Below are 16,141 nucleotides of genomic sequence, written 5' to 3' on the forward strand. Positions count from 1 at the left end.
CGACAACAAAGATCATGGAAACGCCGCGGGTCATGCCTGCGGCGTTTTGCATTGTCTCACAAAAAGCTCAAAAGCCTCACGCCGCCAGGGCTTCGCGCACGCAATTGCGCCCATCCGTCTTGGCGCGGTAAAGGGCGCGGTCCGCCATTTCCGCCAGGGTCTGAAGATCGCAGCGCATATCGCCGCTGGTTGCGACGCCGATGCTGATCGTCACGCCGACACGCAAACCGCCGCAATCGACTTCGGTTATCGCAATCGCATCGCGAATGCGTTCTCCGATCATGCAAGCCTTTTGAACACCGGCACCCGGCAGGAAGATGATGAACTCCTCGCCACCGTAACGCGCCAGCACGTCACCACCGCGTATGCTGCCGCCGATACGCTTCGCGACTTCCTGAAGAACGCTGTCGCCGACGGCGTGGCCGAAGCGGTCGTTGATTGATTTGAAGTGGTCGATATCGAGCAGCATCGCCGCATCGTGGGGACCCGGCACCGCCGGCATGGCCTGGAAGAAAAAACGACGGTTCTTGACGCCCGTCAAAGGATCGGTGTTGGCGAGAACCAGCAATTTCCGCTCTGACCGCTCGGCTACCAGCATCATCACGAACAGCGCAATGGCGAAGTTCAACATGATGATCAAGAAAAACGCATTGACCAGATCGATGGCGGCGTATTGGGGCAAAAGCACGCTCTTTGCCACCGACAACGAAATCAGGCCGGAAATACCCGCAATCGCGCCCAGCGCGAAGCGGGACAGGAGTGGCTCCTTGCGCCACCGCGCAAAAAGCCCGCCCGCTCCCGCAAGATAGGCCACAGCCGCACAGCCGTTGAACAGGGCCGCACGATAAGCGTTATTGTCAGCCACCTGCTGTGCAAGGACAATTGCCAGCAAGGCAATCAAACAGACAGCTGATACTGTCCCCCTGCTGGCAGCACGTCCATCGCTCACGATTTTCAGGCCAAGCCAGATCAGCGCATAACCCACGATACCGAATACGATGCTGCCGAATTGCCACAAGGCCGGAGACATTATTCCCCATTCGCCGTACCCAGCGAGCGTGGAGCCGGCAGCCATGGCTGCGAAGCCTGCTGCAAGAGCTGTCGGGCCGTGCAAACCACGATTTGTGAGCTTCAGATATATAAAACTCAGCATTCCAACAATGTAAGAACACTTTTGCATCAGTATCACTGTTGCAAGATCTAGTTCGCCGAGCATCATACATCCACGCAATGAATAAATATAAATATCTGAATTATGGCATCAAGTATAAAATTTCAATAAAAATAACCAATAAACAAAAATTTAATCATATCGATGAAGACATCGATGATCATCCAATATAGCATAGCAACACACAAAACAGTATATTAGAATAATCTTATAAAATCAATTTCATTCCTGAAATTCTGCATTTCCTCCTTCTTCTGCTGCGAGTCGGGAAGGCGAAGAAGATAGGAAGGGTGCACCGTGACAAAAAGCGTCCGCTCCTCCTGCATCGGTATCGGGCGACCCCGAACCTCGGAGACCTTTTCCTTTCCGCCTGTCAGCGCATAAAGCGCAGTTGCACCCATGGCAACGATAAGCTTCGGCCGTACCAGCTCGATTTCCTTGTTAAGCCACCAGCGGCACTGCTGCACCTCGCCCGCATCCGGTCGTTGGTGAATGCGCCGCTTGCCGCGGGCCTCGTATTTGAAGTGTTTGACGGCGTTGGTGACATAAAGCTTTTTGCGGTCAATACCGGCCTCAACCAACGTCCGGTCGAACAGCTGACCAGCGGGACCGACGAAAGGTTTTCCGGCAAGATCCTCATGATCTCCCGGCTGTTCCCCGACGATCATCACTTTCGCATCTTCAGGTCCCATGCCGAATACTGTCTGCGTTGCCTTGCAATGCAGGGCGCAGCGCGTGCATTGGCCAGCCTCCCGCGCCAATGAAGCGAGAGTACCGTCCGGCGCCGGTGGCGGCTCTTCACGCGCCGAGGCCGCGGCCTGCAGGCGGTGATGGAATGGTTGCGGCTGGCTCGCAGCCTTTGCCGCCATCTCCAGCACCCGCGCCTCGGCACCGAGAACGAGACCTGGAATAAGCTCGGCTTCCGGCAAATTTTTCCAGTATTTCTTTGGCATCTCTGCCGTCATCGCTTTTATCTTCAGACGCGCCGGATTGAATATATTGGCATAATAGGTTCGCCACAGCTCGTCCGTTTCATCCGTCAGCTCAGGCTTGGACGCGGCCTGCCGCGATGTCTCCAGCACGTTTCCGTCCCACCGCGCGGAACCGTTCGGTGTCGCGATCAGCCAGTCCATATCCGTGAACCGCCGCTGGAAAAACGGGGCAGTGCGCTCGACGATGAAGTGATCCGGCTCGAACCATGCGACGAAGCGCCGCCGCGCGCCCTTCCCCTGCGGCAAGGATAATTCCTTGAAGCGAACAAAGGCCGTCATCTTGTGACAATCGCGGCGGACCGATTTTTCAAGCTGCCGGGCTTCGGAAACATCCGCATCGGACTTGAACTGCAACAGGGCGCGATCCCGCTTCAGCCGCCACAGCAACCGGTAAAGCAGTGCGAAACGACCCGGATCGCTATGACAGATAATCGCTTGCGCCAACGTCACGAAGGAGGCTGGAACGGACACCTGCACGTCATCCGCACGGGCCGCCGGCAAAGGCTCTCCGGCAAAATCGAGAAGCCCGGCTTTCTCATCCCGCAACCGCCAGTCAATCGCCTCCGGCGGCACATTGGCGGCGAGAGCCGCGCGCGCCGCATCACGCCACTCGCCGAAATCGCCCCGCCCTTCCAGAACCGGGCCGTACATCACAGCAGCGATAATTGTTCGGGCTGCGGAGCAAACATCGCTCGCAAATCCGGCCGTTCAGTCAGCTTGCCCGGCGTCCAGCCCTCGGCAACGATGAAGGCCTTCACCTTTTTCAGGGAAACGCCGAAGCGGGCGATATCCTCCAGCCGCAATCGGCGAAACCGGCGTGAAGACAGGATCGAGGCGACCGTCTTGGTACCGAAGCCGGGCACGCGCAGCAATATTTCGCGATCCGCCACGTTCACGTCCACTGGAAAACGGTCGCGATTTTTCAGCGCCCAGGCAAGCTTCGGATCTATATCGAGATCGAGCATTCCGTTACCGCCGATCGCGGTTATTTCACCAATGTCGAACCCATAAAAACGATAAAGCCAGTCGGCCTGATAAAGCCTGTGTTCCCGCATCAAAGGCGGCTTGATGAGCGGCAGGTTCTTCGACGAATCCGGAATGGGGCTGAAAGCCGAATAATAGACGCGCCGCAAACCATAGCTGCCATAAAGCCGGGCGCTGGTGGACAGAATGGTGCTGTCATCAGCCCCATCCGCCCCAACGATCATCTGCGTGCTCTGTCCGGCAGGCGCAAAACGTTTGGTCTTTCGCGTCCTGACAGTCGGCTCCCCCGCCTCCTCAATCTTCAGGCGGATATCAGCCATCGAGCGGCGAATATTGGCGGGCTGCTTTTCCGGCGCAAAACGGCTGACGCCGCTATCAGTCGGCAATTCGATGTTGATCGACAGCCGGTCGGCGTAAAGCCCCGCTTCCTCAATAAGCTTTGGCGATGCTTCGGGAATGGATTTCAGATGGATGTAGCCGCGAAAGCCATGCGTGACGCGCAGTTCCCGCGCCACCCGCACCATCTCTTCCATCGTGTGATCGGAAGAGCGGATAATACCGGAAGAGAGAAACAGCCCCTCGATATAGTTGCGCCGATAGAACTCCAGCGTCAGCCACACCACCTCCTCGGCAGTAAACCGCGCCCGCTCGACATTGCTCGAAGAACGATTGATGCAATAGGCGCAATCATAGATACAGAAATTGGTGAGCAGTATCTTCAGGAGCGAAATGCAACGCCCGTCCGGTGCATAGGCATGGCATATGCCTGACCCCTCTGTGGAGCCAAGTCCGCCGGATGCAGCAGAGCTGCGTTTCGTCGTGCCGCTGGAGGCACAGGACGCATCGTATTTGGCCGCATCGGAAAGAATGGCCAGCCGTTGCCTGATTGACTTCTTCATGGTTATGTTCACTATATGTTCTATTGAAAAATGTCAATCTCATCTGTTAAAGCCCTGAACGAATGCAAGAAAATGCCCGTCTCAAATTTGCTGGCATTTCGTTGTCGTCTTCTGATATAGTCGGCTTAGTTATGATTTTGGCATGGTTCCGGAGTTCCCCTCCGGAACCTGTTTCTTTTTGTGTCTGCAAGTAAAGCGACAGGACTGCGAAGGATAAAAAAATGGTAGAAAAAGTACCGATGACGCACGGTGGATTCATCAAGCTGCAGGAGGAGCTGCGCTTTCGCCAGCAGGAGGAGCGTCCCCGTATCATCGAGGCAATTGCGGAGGCGCGCGCCCATGGCGACCTTTCGGAAAATGCCGAATACCACGCTGCCAAGGAAGCCCAGAGCCATAACGAAGGCCGCATCACTGAACTCGAAGACTTGACCGCACGCGCGGAAGTCATCGACCTTTCCAAGATGTCCGGTTCCAAGATCAAGTTTGGCGCCACCGTCAAGCTGATCGACGAGGATAGCGACGAGGAAAGAATCTATCAGATCGTTGGCGACCAGGAAGCCGATGTGAAGGCTGGACGCATTTCCATTTCCTCGCCCATCGCCCGCGCCCTCATCGGCAAGGAAGTCGGTGACAGCATCGAAGTCAATGCACCGGGCGGCGCCAAGGGTTACGAGATTCTCGCCGTACAGTGGGGCTGATCTGCCCTTTCATGCAATGCGCCCATCGGGCGCATTGCATTGATATCCTGAACTGAACATCCTGCCTTAGCCGCAAAGACGGAAGCCCATCTTGTCCCACGCCAGTCTGAAAGATGTGCAGGTGCTTGCGCCGAACTTCAAGCGCAGGCTCTCCGGCGTTACCTCCACCATCGTGCAGCTTATTCCGGTACAAAACCGGCTGGGTCAGAAAGTGGCCGTCATCGGCCCGGGCCTGCCGCAGCATCTGCCACATGTGCGCTTCCGTGATCTGTGGCGGCTCTGGCAAAACGGCACGCTCAGCGGTCCGCGCATCTGGCACGCCCGCCGCAATCTCGAAATGTTGCCGGGCATTCTCATGCGTGACGTGCTGCGCATGAAGGTGAAGCTGATGTTCACCTCGGCGGCGCAAAGGCGACATTCCGCCTATACCCGCTTTCTGATTTCAAAAATGGATGCGGTCGTCGCGACAAGCGGCCGCTCAGGCTCGTTTCTGGAAGTACCACACGGCGTCGTCATGCATGGCGTCGATACCGAGCTGTTTCATCCCGCAACCGGCCCGGAGGATACGATCGCTTCGACCGGCCTGCCTGGGCAATTTCTCATCGGATGTTTCGGACGGGTGCGCCACCAGAAGGGAACAGACCTTTTCGTGCGCGCCATGATCGAACTTCTGCCCGACTATCCCGAATGGACAGCCGTCATCTCCGGCCGCGTGACCGCAGAGCACAAGGCCTTCGCCGACAAGCTCGTGGCCGATGTCGCAGCAGCCGGCCTTGCGGACCGCATCGCGTTTCAGGGCGAGGTGGACGACATCAAGCCCTGGTATCGGCGGCTAACCCTCTATGTCGCACCGTCACGCAACGAGGGCTTTGGCCTGACACCACTGGAAGCCATGGCGTCCGAGACGGCTGTCGTTGCCAGCAATGCCGGCGCCTATGAGGAAATGATCGTCAAGGGCGAGACCGGCATGGTCGTTGAGGCCGGCGACTACGCGTCCCTGCGGGATGCCATTAAAACCTATCTTGCCGATCCTGCTCTCGCCAGGGACCATGCCCGTGCCGGACTTTCGCATGTGCGCACTGCATTTCCGCTGGAAAAAGAGGCGACAAGCCTCGGCAATATCTACGACGCGTTGCGGCGCGGGTAAGCGCCGGCGCAATCACTCAAAGGTCCGCCGATCAGATTTCCACCAGACCGACGCGCTTGACCTGACGGATGGTGAGCATGGTGCGCACGGTGTCGACGTTTTCGTCCGCTGTCAGAACCTCGATGACGAAATCCTGAAACTCGGTCAGGTTTCTGGCGATGCAATGCAGAAGGAAATCGCTTTCGCCGGATACCATCCAGGCCTGGCGCACCAGCGACCATCCGGCCGTCGCCGCTGCAAAGGCTTTCAGATTGCTGTCCGACTGGCGCTTGAGGCCGACCATGCAGAAGGCAACGAGATCGAAACCGAGCTTCGGCGCGTTCAACATGGCGTGATAACCCTCGATCACGTCGGCTTCTTCCAGCTTGCGGACGCGCCTGAGGCACGGCGGCGCGGAGATACCGACCCGTTCGGCCAGCTCCACGTTGGTCATGCGCCCGTCGCGCTGCAATTCGCGCAGGATTTTCAGATCGATGGCATCGAGTTCGACGCTGGTCACGGAGAGGTTCCTCGTTAAGCCGGAGAACTTCCTTGTACTACCAGGCGCAGGATTCGCAACAATATGCCGCCGGCCGGTCACAAAATTGCGCGCGCATCCACAACTGCCTTGTTGGTAACGCAAGGCTGCCCTTGAATAAAGGCACTAGACAACCTTAAATACCGGGCAACGAAGGGGTTGCGGCCTGTCCACCGTGCTTCGGCTGGAATGTTCTGCTGCCGAAAGGCCCCGCTACTTTAAAAAGGATTGTTTCCATGTCTGCCCGCCATACCAAGGTATTGATCATTGGCTCTGGTCCCGCCGGTTATACCGCGGCGATCTACGCGGCCCGCGCAATGCTGAAACCCGTGCTGATTGCCGGCATGGAACAGGGTGGCCAGCTGATGATCACCACCGACGTCGAAAACTATCCGGGCTTTGCCGATCCGATCCAGGGCCCCTGGCTGATGGACCAGATGCTGAAGCAGGCGACGCATGTGGGTGCGGAAATCGTCAGCGACCTCGTGACCGAAGTCGAAACCAACACGCGCCCATTCGTGGTCAAGACCGATTCCGGTCAGGTCTGGACCGCCGACACGCTGATCATCGCAACAGGCGCAAAGGCCAAGTGGCTCGGTATCGAGAGTGAGCAGCACTTTCAGGGCTTTGGCGTTTCCGCCTGCGCCACCTGCGACGGTTTCTTCTATCGCAACAAGGATGTGATCGTGGTCGGCGGCGGCAACTCTGCCGTGGAGGAAGCGCTCTATCTCGCCCATATCGCCAAGTCCGTAACCGTCGTGCACCGCCGCGACAGTTTCCGCTCGGAGAAAATCCTTCAGGAACGGCTCTTGGCCAAGGAAAACGTCAAGATCCTGTGGAACACGGAAATCGCCGAAATCACCGGCGCTCCCGCCAAGCCACCAATGCCACCCTCTGTTTCGGGTGTGCGACTGCGTGACACCAAGACCGGTGTGATCAGCGATACGCCCATCGACGGCGTCTTCGTCGCCATCGGCCACGCGCCGGCCGTCGAACTGTTCAAGGGCAAGGTGAAGCTCAAGGACAATGGCTACATGTGGACCGCGCCCGATTCCACCGCTACCGACGTGGAAGGTATTTTCGCCGCCGGCGACGTTACCGACGACATATACCGTCAGGCCATCACTGCCGCCGGTATGGGCTGTATGGCCGCCCTTGAAGCAGAACGGTACCTCACCGCGCAGCAGCCGCTTGCGGTAGCAGCCGAATAACCGAAAGGCAGGATAGGCATGGCAATGCCATTGGACTGGGATAAACTGCGCATTTTTCATGCCGCAGCCGAAGCGGGGTCTTTTACCCACGCTGCCGACAAGCTGCATTTGTCCCAGTCGGCCATCAGCCGCCAGGTCAGCGCGCTGGAACAGGATGTTGGCGTGAAGCTGTTTCACCGCCACGCCAGAGGTCTTATCCTCACCGAGCAGGGCGAACTGCTGTATCGCACCGCCCATGACGTGTTGCTAAAGCTCGAAACCGTCAAGATGCAACTGACCGAAACGACGGAGAAGCCGAGCGGTAAGCTGCGCGTGACGACGACGGTTGGTCTCGGCCAGGGCTGGCTCACGGACAAGGTGCAGGAATTCCTGCAGCTCTATCCGGAAATGTCGATCCAGCTCATCCTCGACAATGAGGAGCTGGATGTGAACATGCGCCACGCCGATTGCGCCATCCGCCTGCGCCAGCCGCAACAGTCCGACCTTATCCAGCGCAAGCTGTTCACGGTGCACATGCACGTCTATGCGGCGCCGTCCTACATCAACCGCCACGGCGAGCCGCAGTCGATCGAGGATCTGGACAACCACCGCATCATCTCCTTCGGCGAACCGGCACCCAACTATCTGCTTGATGTCAACTGGCTGGAAAATGCGGGACGCTCGTCGGACAACACCCGCATTCCGCATCTTCAGATCAACAGCCAGACCTCGATCAAGCGCGCCTGCCTGCTGGGAATAGGTATCGCCTGTTTGCCGGATTACATCGTCGGGCGCGATCCGGGATTGATTCAGTTGTCGCTTGCCGCCGATATTCCCTCGTTCGACACCTACTTCTGTTACCCGGACGAGATGAAAAACGCTGCAAAACTGAAAGCCTTCCGCGACTTCGTCGTTGCCAAGGCACGGAACTGGAACTTCTGACGTTTAAATAGGCCAGCGCCACAAAATATCATACTAATTCATGGAGTTGGCCTTCCCAAGATGGCGGCGCGCCAGACGCGCCGCACTTCAGCTTTGCACATAAATTATACCGGAAATATCTAGACCTGCATCGCACGCATGCCTGACCTGCACAAAAAAGAGTTGTTTCGTGCACAAAAAAGCACCATATCGCTCTCAGTTGATGCACACGGTGGCTTTTCCTCCCAGTTCCACCGCATCAGCTGTTCCCCTCTGGAGGTTTTTGACCTTCACACTTAAAGGGCCCTGGATTTATCCGGCGGCCCTCTTTTTTTACCCGCAAGAATTTTCTCCAATTTGGCGAAATATCGCATGATGCAACCTTGTTTTGCATTCTTGCCACTCCCATATTTCAATCAGCTGTCACGCCTGCCTATGCACGCGACAGCTGTTCCCCTCTGGAGGTTTTAACCTTCAAACTCATTGGCCGCGGAGAAATCCGGCGGCCATTTTTTTGCGCGCTGTTTTCGGCCCGGGCGACTACCTCACAGAGACGTGAATTGTATATCGAAAACTATCGATATAAATATCGGACATGTCAGATATTAGAGAAACGCAGATGAACCCGGAGGAAATCCTCAAAGCCCTTTCACACCCCGCAAGGCTGAAGTTCCTCGAGTGGCTTAAGAGCCCTGAAAGTCACTTCTGTCAGGACCATCCGCTCAGCATGGGCGTATGCGCCAATCAGTTCCAGATCAGCGGCCTGTCGCAATCGACGGTCTCCTCACATCTGGCGGTTTTGCAGGCAGCTGGCCTGATAAGGTCAAAGAAAGTTGGGCAATGGGTGTTTTTCGAACGCAACGAGGAAACCATCGACGCCTTCCGCAATTATCTGCAAGCCAATCTTTGAGCCTCCCAAGCTTATAAGACCGGGGCGTCGGACCGGAAACTGCAAGGCGGTTTTCTCTCCGATGCCCATACATTAGGAAAGCGCGCCAGCCGCGCAATTTCGCCAACCGACCAGAAAGTGAAGTCGCATGACAAGTCTTTTCGAACCGGCACAGGCCGGCGATATCGCACTCGCCAACCGTATCGTCATGGCTCCCCTCACCCGCAACCGCTCGCCGGGGGCAATTCCCAACAATCTCAACGCCACCTATTACGAGCAGCGCGCAACAGCCGGGCTGATCGTGACCGAAGGCACGCCGATTTCCCAGCAAGGTCAGGGTTACGCGGATGTTCCGGGCCTCTACAAGAAGGAAGCGGTTGAGGGCTGGAAAAAGATCACGGATGGCGTGCATGTCGCCGGCGGTAAGATCGTCGCGCAGATTTGGCACGTGGGACGCATTTCCCACACCTCGCTCCAGCCGCATGGCGGACAGCCGGTCGCCCCTTCCGCGATTATCGCCAAGTCCAAGACCTATATCATCAATGATGACGGCACCGGCGCGTTTGCGGAAACCTCCGAGCCACGCGCACTGACCATCGACGATATCGGTCTTATCCTTGAAGATTACCGGACCGGCGCGCCCGCCGCACTTGAGGCTGGTTTCGACGGTGTCGAAATCCATGCCGCCAACGGTTATCTGATCGAGCAGTTCCTGAAATCCAGCACCAACCAGCGCACCGACGAATATGGCGGCTCGATCGAAAACCGCGCCCGCTTCCTCCTGGAAGTCGTGGATGCGGTTGCAGAAGAGATTGGCGCAGGCCGCACCGGCATTCGCCTGTCCCCCGTCACGCCCGCCAACGACATTTTCGAGGCCGACCCGCAGCCACTCTATAATTACGTTGCGGAAGAACTCGGCAAACGCAATCTCGCCTTCATCCATGTTGTTGAAGGTGCGACCGGTGGTCCGCGCGACTTCAAGCAGGGCGACAAGCCCTTCGATTACGCAGCCTTCAAGGCCGCCTATCGCAATGCGGGCGGCAAGGGCCTGTGGATCGCCAACAATGGCTACGACCGTGAGAGCGCCATCGAGGCGGTGGAAAGCGGCAAGGTTGATGCCGTGGCCTTCGGCAAGGCCTTCATCGCCAACCCGGATCTGGTGCGCCGTCTCAAGGACAACGCGCCGCTGAACGAGCCGAACCAGCCGACCTTCTATGGTGGCGGGGCTGAAGGCTATACCGACTACCCGGCTCTTGGCTGATCAGTGCTAAACTTGAAACGCCGCACCGCTCCACAGCGGTGCGGCGTTTTGCCGTTTCAGGACAGGCCTCGCGCCTGCCGCGCAGCAAAGTCTGAAAATGCGCCCATCACGAAGGCGTTGGCCACATGCAGCGCCTGCAGAAAGCCACTGCCCGTTTCCCGACCGATGCTCATCAACGCCACCTGAAGGCAGTAGAGAGCGAGCAGCACGAGCGCGCGCCCAAGGTTTGGCCGGAGGTCATCATGACGAAGGGCGAGCACGACTAGGGATACAATGGGAACGGCGATCAGCATGCCAAGCCCTTTGTGAACCACAAGCAGCGATCCGTCATAATAGATCGACAGCCCGGCCAGCAGCACCTGCGCGAAAATCAACACCGGCACGCCTGCCGAAATCACGGCGAACATACGGCGCCGCCGGGAAAATCCATTAGCCACTGTAACCATCACACCCTACCCCCGGCATCGGTCGCATGATGAAGGCCCGCCGGTTGCTGCACCTCGGCGAGACACCCAAGGCTCGCCAATGTTGCCGATACCGCCGCATCGATCGGCGTTCGCGGTTCCGCCCCGAGGAATTCGACAAGCTTGCGGTTGCTCATCCGGATCGGCATCTGCCAGAGATATTTCATTTCCATGACTTCGCGGAACAGGGGAACGAACGGTGCAGCCAGCCCGACGGCTAACCACGAAAGCCGCCGCATCTTGACCGGATGGCCGACGGCCCGCTCGATTGCCCCAACCAGTTGCAGCCCGTCGAAATCCCAGACACCCTCCATGTGGTAGACGGCAAACGTCTGAAGCTCGTCCGAGCGATCGAGCAGCCGCCCGATTATCTCCGCAACATCCGGCAGATAGGCCCATTGATGCCCGGCATTCGGTACTGCTGGATTCTGAACGCTGCGAACCGGTTTGCCCGGTCGCACCAGCATCTGCGAAAACCAGTTGTTCTTCGCGTCAGGACCAAAGAAATCACCGGTGCGGACGATCAGGACCGGCACGCCGCGCATCGACGCCATTTTCAAACGCCGCTCCATTTCAACGCGCAAGGCGCCCTTGCGGGTGAAAGGCTTTTGCGGGCTGTCCTCCGTCAGAAGCGGAAAGGCATCCGGGCCAAAATTATAGATGCTGCCTGGAAACACGATCCTTGCCCTGCAGGCCTCGGCAGCGGCAATGGTATTGTCGAGCATCGGCAGCACTTGGCTGTCCCAGTTGCGATACCCCGGAGGATTGACCGCATGGACGATGAGCCCGGCGCCTTTTGCCGCCTTCACCACATCCTCCCGGTTCATGGCATCGCCGGTCACGCGCTCGATGCCATCGACGGCATCAACTGGTGCCGATCGGCGAGTCATCGCCCGCACCCGCCAGCCGCGCTGCAACAACATCTTTGAGACATGGCTGCCGACGCCACCATTCGCCCCAACAATCAGCGCCAGAGGCCGCTTATTCTCTGCTGTATTTGCGTGGATTTCATATATCATTGCCATTACTCCTTCTTCTGGGCTGGAGTATCGGGCCATCAGGCGATATACGAAATTGTCCAAATGAGTGGAGCCGCTATACAAAATCTTATAATCAGAAGCCGCGATGTCAGCTGGGATTTTTACCGCACCTTCCTCAGCGTGCTGCGCGACGGCTCGCTTTCCGCCGCCGCCCGCGAACTCGGCATTACCCAACCGACAGCTGGGCGACATATCGGAGCGCTGGAAGAGGCCATCGGCTTTCCGCTGTTCATCCGCTCGCCGCACGGGCTGATGCCGACGGAAGCGGCGCTGGCGCTCCGGCCCTATGCGGAAAATCTGGCGGCGACGGCCGCAGCCCTTATGCGGGCGGCCTCCGGCGAGGTCGGCAAGATCGAAGGAACCGTGCGTATCAGCGCATCGGACATCATCGGCGTTGAAATGCTGCCGCCGATCATCGCTTCCATGCAGGAGATTCACCCCCGGCTTGAAATAGAACTTTCACTCTCCGACACGCTGGAAGACCTTTTGCGGCGCGAGGCTGATATCGCCATCCGCATGACCGAACCGCAGCAGGATGCCATCGTCATGCGCTATATCGGCAATTTCCGTCTGGGATTTCATGCGACACGCGACTATCTGGCAAGAGCCGGCATCCCGAAAAACATGGAAGAACTGAACAACCACCGTATGATCGGTTTCGACCGCAAGACGCCTTTCATCAGGGCGGCGATCCAGCGCATGCGCTCGCTCGATCCGGAAATACCCGATATCGAAGAAATTTCCTTCGAAATTCGCGCCGACAGCAACCTCGCCCAGCTTGCCATGATCCGCGCCAGCGCAGGCATCGGCGTCTGTCAGATCGGCCTGGCGCGCAAGGATCCGCGGCTTGTCCAGGTCCTTCCGAAAACCGACATCCCGCTGCACGCATGGGTCGCGATGCATGAAAATCTCAAGACCTCGCCGCGATGCCGTGCCGTGTTCAGCGCCCTTGTCGACGGCCTGAAGGCCCACCTGAAGGAAACCGATCCGGGCGCCCCGCCGCAACGACGCTAGCGCCATTACAGCATCGATGCCGCACGGCCTTGCGCCCGCAAATCCGCAAGACAGACCGGCGAAGCATGAAGGGTGATGCTGTTCTCACCGGAAATGTTGACGCACTCCATCAAAACGGTCTGGCCGGCGGTGAAATCTTGTCGACCACTTCCGCCTCCGGCCGGTCGCCGCCCTGGCTGTATTCCTCATGCCACTGGCCGCGTTCGTCCTGATAGCTGATTTCCTCATCATCGCCGCCCACCTGCTGTTCGGCAGCAACGATGCGCGCGGCCTCGACCGCATCGGCATAGGTAGGAAATGTTTCGGAATAAGCGCCGTTCATGCGGTAGGCGAAGCCACCGTCATGTTCCACGACTTCATATACCACTTTTGTCATGCATGTTCCTCCTGTTTCAGTAGGCGACATCGCAACCACAACCGCGCTTCAAGCATTGCACCCAACGGGGGACAACACGGCATGAGCAGCATGTCCTTGACTGTACCACTATCCTACCAAAAGCACTCAAGCGCAAATCCTGCTTGATCTTAACGACGATACGTCACAGCCTCACACTCTCAGGGGAAGGGAAATCGATGGCGGGTTCTATTTTAAAGCAGGAGCGCATGTTGCTGCTGGCAATACCGGTGGCAGCCGTCGCCTATATGGCCGAACATGCGATATTCGAGGCCGGCAAAACGGCGTCGCTGATTGCCGCGATCGCCCTGATCGGGATGATCGTTCTGGTGTCGATGCGGGTTGCCCACCACGCCGAAATCCTCGCCGCCAAGGTCGGCGACCCCTATGGCACGATGATCCTGACGCTGTCTGCCGTGGCGGTGGAAGTGTTGATCCTTGCCATCATCATGAGCGAATCCAACTCGCCGACGCTCGTGCGTGACACGATCTATTCCGCCGTGATGATCGACATCAACGGCATTCTGGGACTGGCCGCCCTGCTGGGAGGCCTTCGCCACGGCGAGCAGCCCTACAATGACGACTCAGGCAAGACCTACGGCGTCATGATCCTGACTGCCATGGGCATCTCGATGATCGTGCCGGAATTCATCCCCAAGGAAAGCTGGCACGTCTATTCCGCCTTCACCATCGTCGCAATGATCGCGCTTTATGCGCTGTTCCTGAAAATGCAGGTTGGTCCGCACAGCTATTTCTTCAGCTACGCCTATCCCCGCAAGGCTCATCCCAGCGGTCATCCATCCGGCGATCACACGGAGGACGAGGAAGAGGGCAGCGTGCCCCTCTCCATCGGTCTCATCATCGCGGGCGTCGTACTGATCGGCGTGCTGGCGGAATTCATGGCGGCCTTCCTAAGCCAGAGCCTCGAGGGCACAAGCGCGCCACCGGCACTGATGGCCGTCGTGGTCGCGACGATCTCCGCATCACCGGAAATCCTGACCGCGCTCAGGTCCGCATTGCGCAACCGCATGCAGGCCGTGGTCAATATCGCCATGGGCGCATCGCTTTCGACGGTCATCCTCACCGTCCCTGTGATGGAGGGCATCGCACTTTACACCGGTCAGCCGTTCATCATGGCGATGACGCCGGTTCAGACGGTCATGGTCTTCATTACCCTCATCGCCGCCGCCATCAACCTCAATGACGGTGAAACCAACGCGATCGAGGGAATGACGCATTTCATCCTCTTCGCAACCTTCATCATGCTGTTGTTTCTCGGGCTTTAGCCGCAACAAAAAAAGCCCGGCATCGCTGCCGGGCTTTGTTATTCAATATCCCTAGACCGATCAGCGGCAATCGGCGCAGAAGCGCTGGATGCGCTTGCAGGCCTCTTCCAGCAGTGCTTCCGACGTGGCGTAGGAAATGCGGAAGTTCGGGCCGAGGCCGAACGCCGATCCCTGCACGACGGCAACACCTTCGGCTTCCAGAAGCTCGGAGACGAAATCCACATCCGACTCGATGACCTTGCCGGACGGCGCGGTCTTGCCGATCATGCCGGCGCAGGACGGATAGACGTAGAATGCGCCTTCCGGAGCCGGGCAATTGATGCCTTTCGCCTGGTTGAGCATGGAGACGACGAGATCGCGGCGGCCTTCAAAAATCTTCTTGTTGGCCGGAATGAAATCCTGCGTGCCGTTCAGCGCTTCGACAGCCGCCCACTGAGCAATCGAGCTGGCGCCCGAGGTCTGCTGGCCCTGGATCATATCCATGGCCTTGATGAGCGGCAGCGGGCCGGCTGCATAGCCGATACGCCAGCCGGTCATGGCATAGGCCTTGGAGACGCCGTTCATCGTAAGCGTGCGGTCATAGAGCGAAGGCTCCACCTCAACCGGCGTGACGAATTTGAAGTCGCCGTAGGTCAGGTGTTCGTACATGTCATCAGTCAGCACCCAGACGTGCGGATGCTTGACCAGCACGTCCGTCAATGCCTTCAGCTCGTCATGCGAATAGGCAGCGCCCGAAGGGTTGGACGGCGAGTTGAAAACGAACCACTTGGTCTTCGGCGTGATCGCCTTTTCCAGCGCTTCCGGCTTCAGCTTGAAATTGTCTTCGAGCGTCGTGTCGACGAAGACAGGCGTACCGCCGCAGATCGCCACCATTTCCGGATAGCTGACCCAGTAAGGTGCAGGAATGACGACTTCGTCACCCGGGTTGAGAGTGGCCATGAAGGCGTTGAAAAGGATCTGCTTGCCACCGGTGCCGACGATGGTCTGCTCCGGCTTGTAGTCCAGACCGTTTTCGCGCTTGAACTTGTCGGCGATCGCCTTGCGCAGTTCAGGAATACCTGAAACGGGCGTGTATTTCGTTTCGCCTCGCTTGATGGCGTCAATGGCGGCTTCCTTGATGTTTTCGGGCGTATCGAAATCCGGCTCGCCGGCGCCAAGGCTGATCACATCGCGGCCCTTCGCTTTAAGCTCACGGGCTTTCTGGGTAACAGCGATGGTGGCGGATGGCTTTACGCGGGAGAGAATGTCGGCAAGGAAGGCCATTTTTAATCGGT

Annotated in this window: 16 protein-coding genes; 8 read left to right on the forward strand and 8 right to left on the reverse strand. The window is 58.1% G+C overall.

From position 1 onward, the window contains the following. Positions 1-76 precede the first annotated feature (76 nt). From AC5SEO_RS10965 to AC5SEO_RS10975, 3 genes are all read right to left on the reverse strand, one after another. On the reverse strand, positions 77-1,216 hold the full coding sequence (locus AC5SEO_RS10965) for a GGDEF domain-containing protein (RefSeq protein ID WP_003513393.1): 1,140 nt from the start codon (positions 1,214-1,216) through the stop codon (positions 77-79). A gap of 152 nt (positions 1,217-1,368) precedes the next feature. Beyond that, positions 1,369-2,814 (reverse strand): UdgX family uracil-DNA binding protein, encoded by a 1,446-nt coding sequence (locus AC5SEO_RS10970; protein ID WP_174068545.1) that lies wholly within the window; start codon positions 2,812-2,814, stop codon positions 1,369-1,371. Continuing rightward, the gene (locus tag AC5SEO_RS10975; RefSeq protein WP_013636565.1) at positions 2,814-4,046 is read right to left on the reverse strand and encodes a putative DNA modification/repair radical SAM protein; all 1,233 of its coding nucleotides are present in this window, start codon (positions 4,044-4,046) and stop codon (positions 2,814-2,816) included. The genes AC5SEO_RS10970 and AC5SEO_RS10975 overlap by 1 nt, the downstream gene beginning before the upstream one ends. Before the next feature lie 221 nt (positions 4,047-4,267). Between AC5SEO_RS10975 and greA the strand changes: the two genes are divergently transcribed. Both greA and AC5SEO_RS10985 read left to right on the forward strand, forming a co-directional pair. Continuing rightward, complete coding sequence (gene greA / locus AC5SEO_RS10980; RefSeq protein ID WP_003513396.1) at positions 4,268-4,744, forward strand: transcription elongation factor GreA; 477 nt, start codon at positions 4,268-4,270, stop codon at positions 4,742-4,744. Between the two features lie 91 nt (positions 4,745-4,835). After that, positions 4,836-5,891: a glycosyltransferase family 4 protein gene (locus AC5SEO_RS10985; protein WP_174068546.1), complete on the forward strand. Its 1,056-nt coding sequence runs from the start codon at positions 4,836-4,838 to the stop codon at positions 5,889-5,891. A gap of 31 nt (positions 5,892-5,922) precedes the next feature. Here the strand turns inward: AC5SEO_RS10985 and AC5SEO_RS10990 are convergent, their stop codons facing one another. Beyond that, positions 5,923-6,390, reverse strand: a complete 468-nt coding sequence (locus tag AC5SEO_RS10990; RefSeq protein WP_003513401.1) for an Lrp/AsnC family transcriptional regulator — start codon at positions 6,388-6,390, stop codon at positions 5,923-5,925. 254 nt (positions 6,391-6,644) lie between these two features. Between AC5SEO_RS10990 and trxB the strand changes: the two genes are divergently transcribed. The 4 genes from trxB (at position 6,645) to AC5SEO_RS11010 (ending at position 10,669) form a co-directional block, all read left to right on the forward strand. After that, entirely contained in the window at positions 6,645-7,619 is a 975-nt protein-coding gene (gene trxB, locus AC5SEO_RS10995) for a thioredoxin-disulfide reductase (protein WP_174068547.1), read from the forward strand. Between the two features lie 24 nt (positions 7,620-7,643). Beyond that, complete coding sequence (locus AC5SEO_RS11000; protein ID WP_003513405.1) at positions 7,644-8,540, forward strand: LysR family transcriptional regulator VtlR; 897 nt, start codon at positions 7,644-7,646, stop codon at positions 8,538-8,540. A 598-nt stretch (positions 8,541-9,138) separates the two neighbouring features. Beyond that, positions 9,139-9,429, forward strand: a complete 291-nt coding sequence (locus AC5SEO_RS11005) for an ArsR/SmtB family transcription factor (RefSeq protein ID WP_003513408.1) — start codon at positions 9,139-9,141, stop codon at positions 9,427-9,429. A 127-nt stretch (positions 9,430-9,556) separates the two neighbouring features. Continuing rightward, entirely contained in the window at positions 9,557-10,669 is a 1,113-nt protein-coding gene (locus tag AC5SEO_RS11010; protein ID WP_174068548.1) for an alkene reductase, read from the forward strand. 56 nt (positions 10,670-10,725) lie between these two features. On the opposite strand, the gene AC5SEO_RS11015 is transcribed toward AC5SEO_RS11010, so the two are convergent. Together AC5SEO_RS11015 and AC5SEO_RS11020 are read right to left on the reverse strand one after the other, a co-directional pair. Then, positions 10,726-11,115 (reverse strand): DUF6220 domain-containing protein, encoded by a 390-nt coding sequence (locus AC5SEO_RS11015; RefSeq protein ID WP_025594112.1) that lies wholly within the window; start codon positions 11,113-11,115, stop codon positions 10,726-10,728. Beyond that, positions 11,115-12,152 (reverse strand): NAD-dependent epimerase/dehydratase family protein, encoded by a 1,038-nt coding sequence (locus tag AC5SEO_RS11020; protein WP_174068633.1) that lies wholly within the window; start codon positions 12,150-12,152, stop codon positions 11,115-11,117. The genes AC5SEO_RS11015 and AC5SEO_RS11020 overlap by 1 nt, the downstream gene beginning before the upstream one ends. A gap of 63 nt (positions 12,153-12,215) precedes the next feature. Here AC5SEO_RS11020 and AC5SEO_RS11025 point away from each other — a divergent pair, with 63 nt between their 5' ends. Continuing rightward, positions 12,216-13,187, forward strand: a complete 972-nt coding sequence (locus AC5SEO_RS11025; RefSeq protein ID WP_174068549.1) for a LysR family transcriptional regulator — start codon at positions 12,216-12,218, stop codon at positions 13,185-13,187. Between the two features lie 109 nt (positions 13,188-13,296). Here AC5SEO_RS11025 and AC5SEO_RS11030 read toward each other — a convergent pair whose 3' ends face one another. Beyond that, positions 13,297-13,563: a DUF2188 domain-containing protein gene (locus AC5SEO_RS11030; protein WP_003513427.1), complete on the reverse strand. Its 267-nt coding sequence runs from the start codon at positions 13,561-13,563 to the stop codon at positions 13,297-13,299. A 197-nt stretch (positions 13,564-13,760) separates the two neighbouring features. On the opposite strand from AC5SEO_RS11030, the gene AC5SEO_RS11035 reads away from it, so the two are divergent. Further along, entirely contained in the window at positions 13,761-14,867 is a 1,107-nt protein-coding gene (locus tag AC5SEO_RS11035; protein ID WP_174068550.1) for a calcium:cation antiporter, read from the forward strand. 60 nt (positions 14,868-14,927) lie between these two features. On the opposite strand, the gene AC5SEO_RS11040 is transcribed toward AC5SEO_RS11035, so the two are convergent. Next, a complete protein-coding gene (locus tag AC5SEO_RS11040) occupies positions 14,928-16,130 on the reverse strand; it encodes a pyridoxal phosphate-dependent aminotransferase (protein ID WP_003513431.1) in 1,203 nt (400 codons plus the stop codon). Between the last annotated feature and the right edge of the window lie 11 nt (positions 16,131-16,141).

The organism is Agrobacterium sp. K11, from assembly GCF_059429395.1.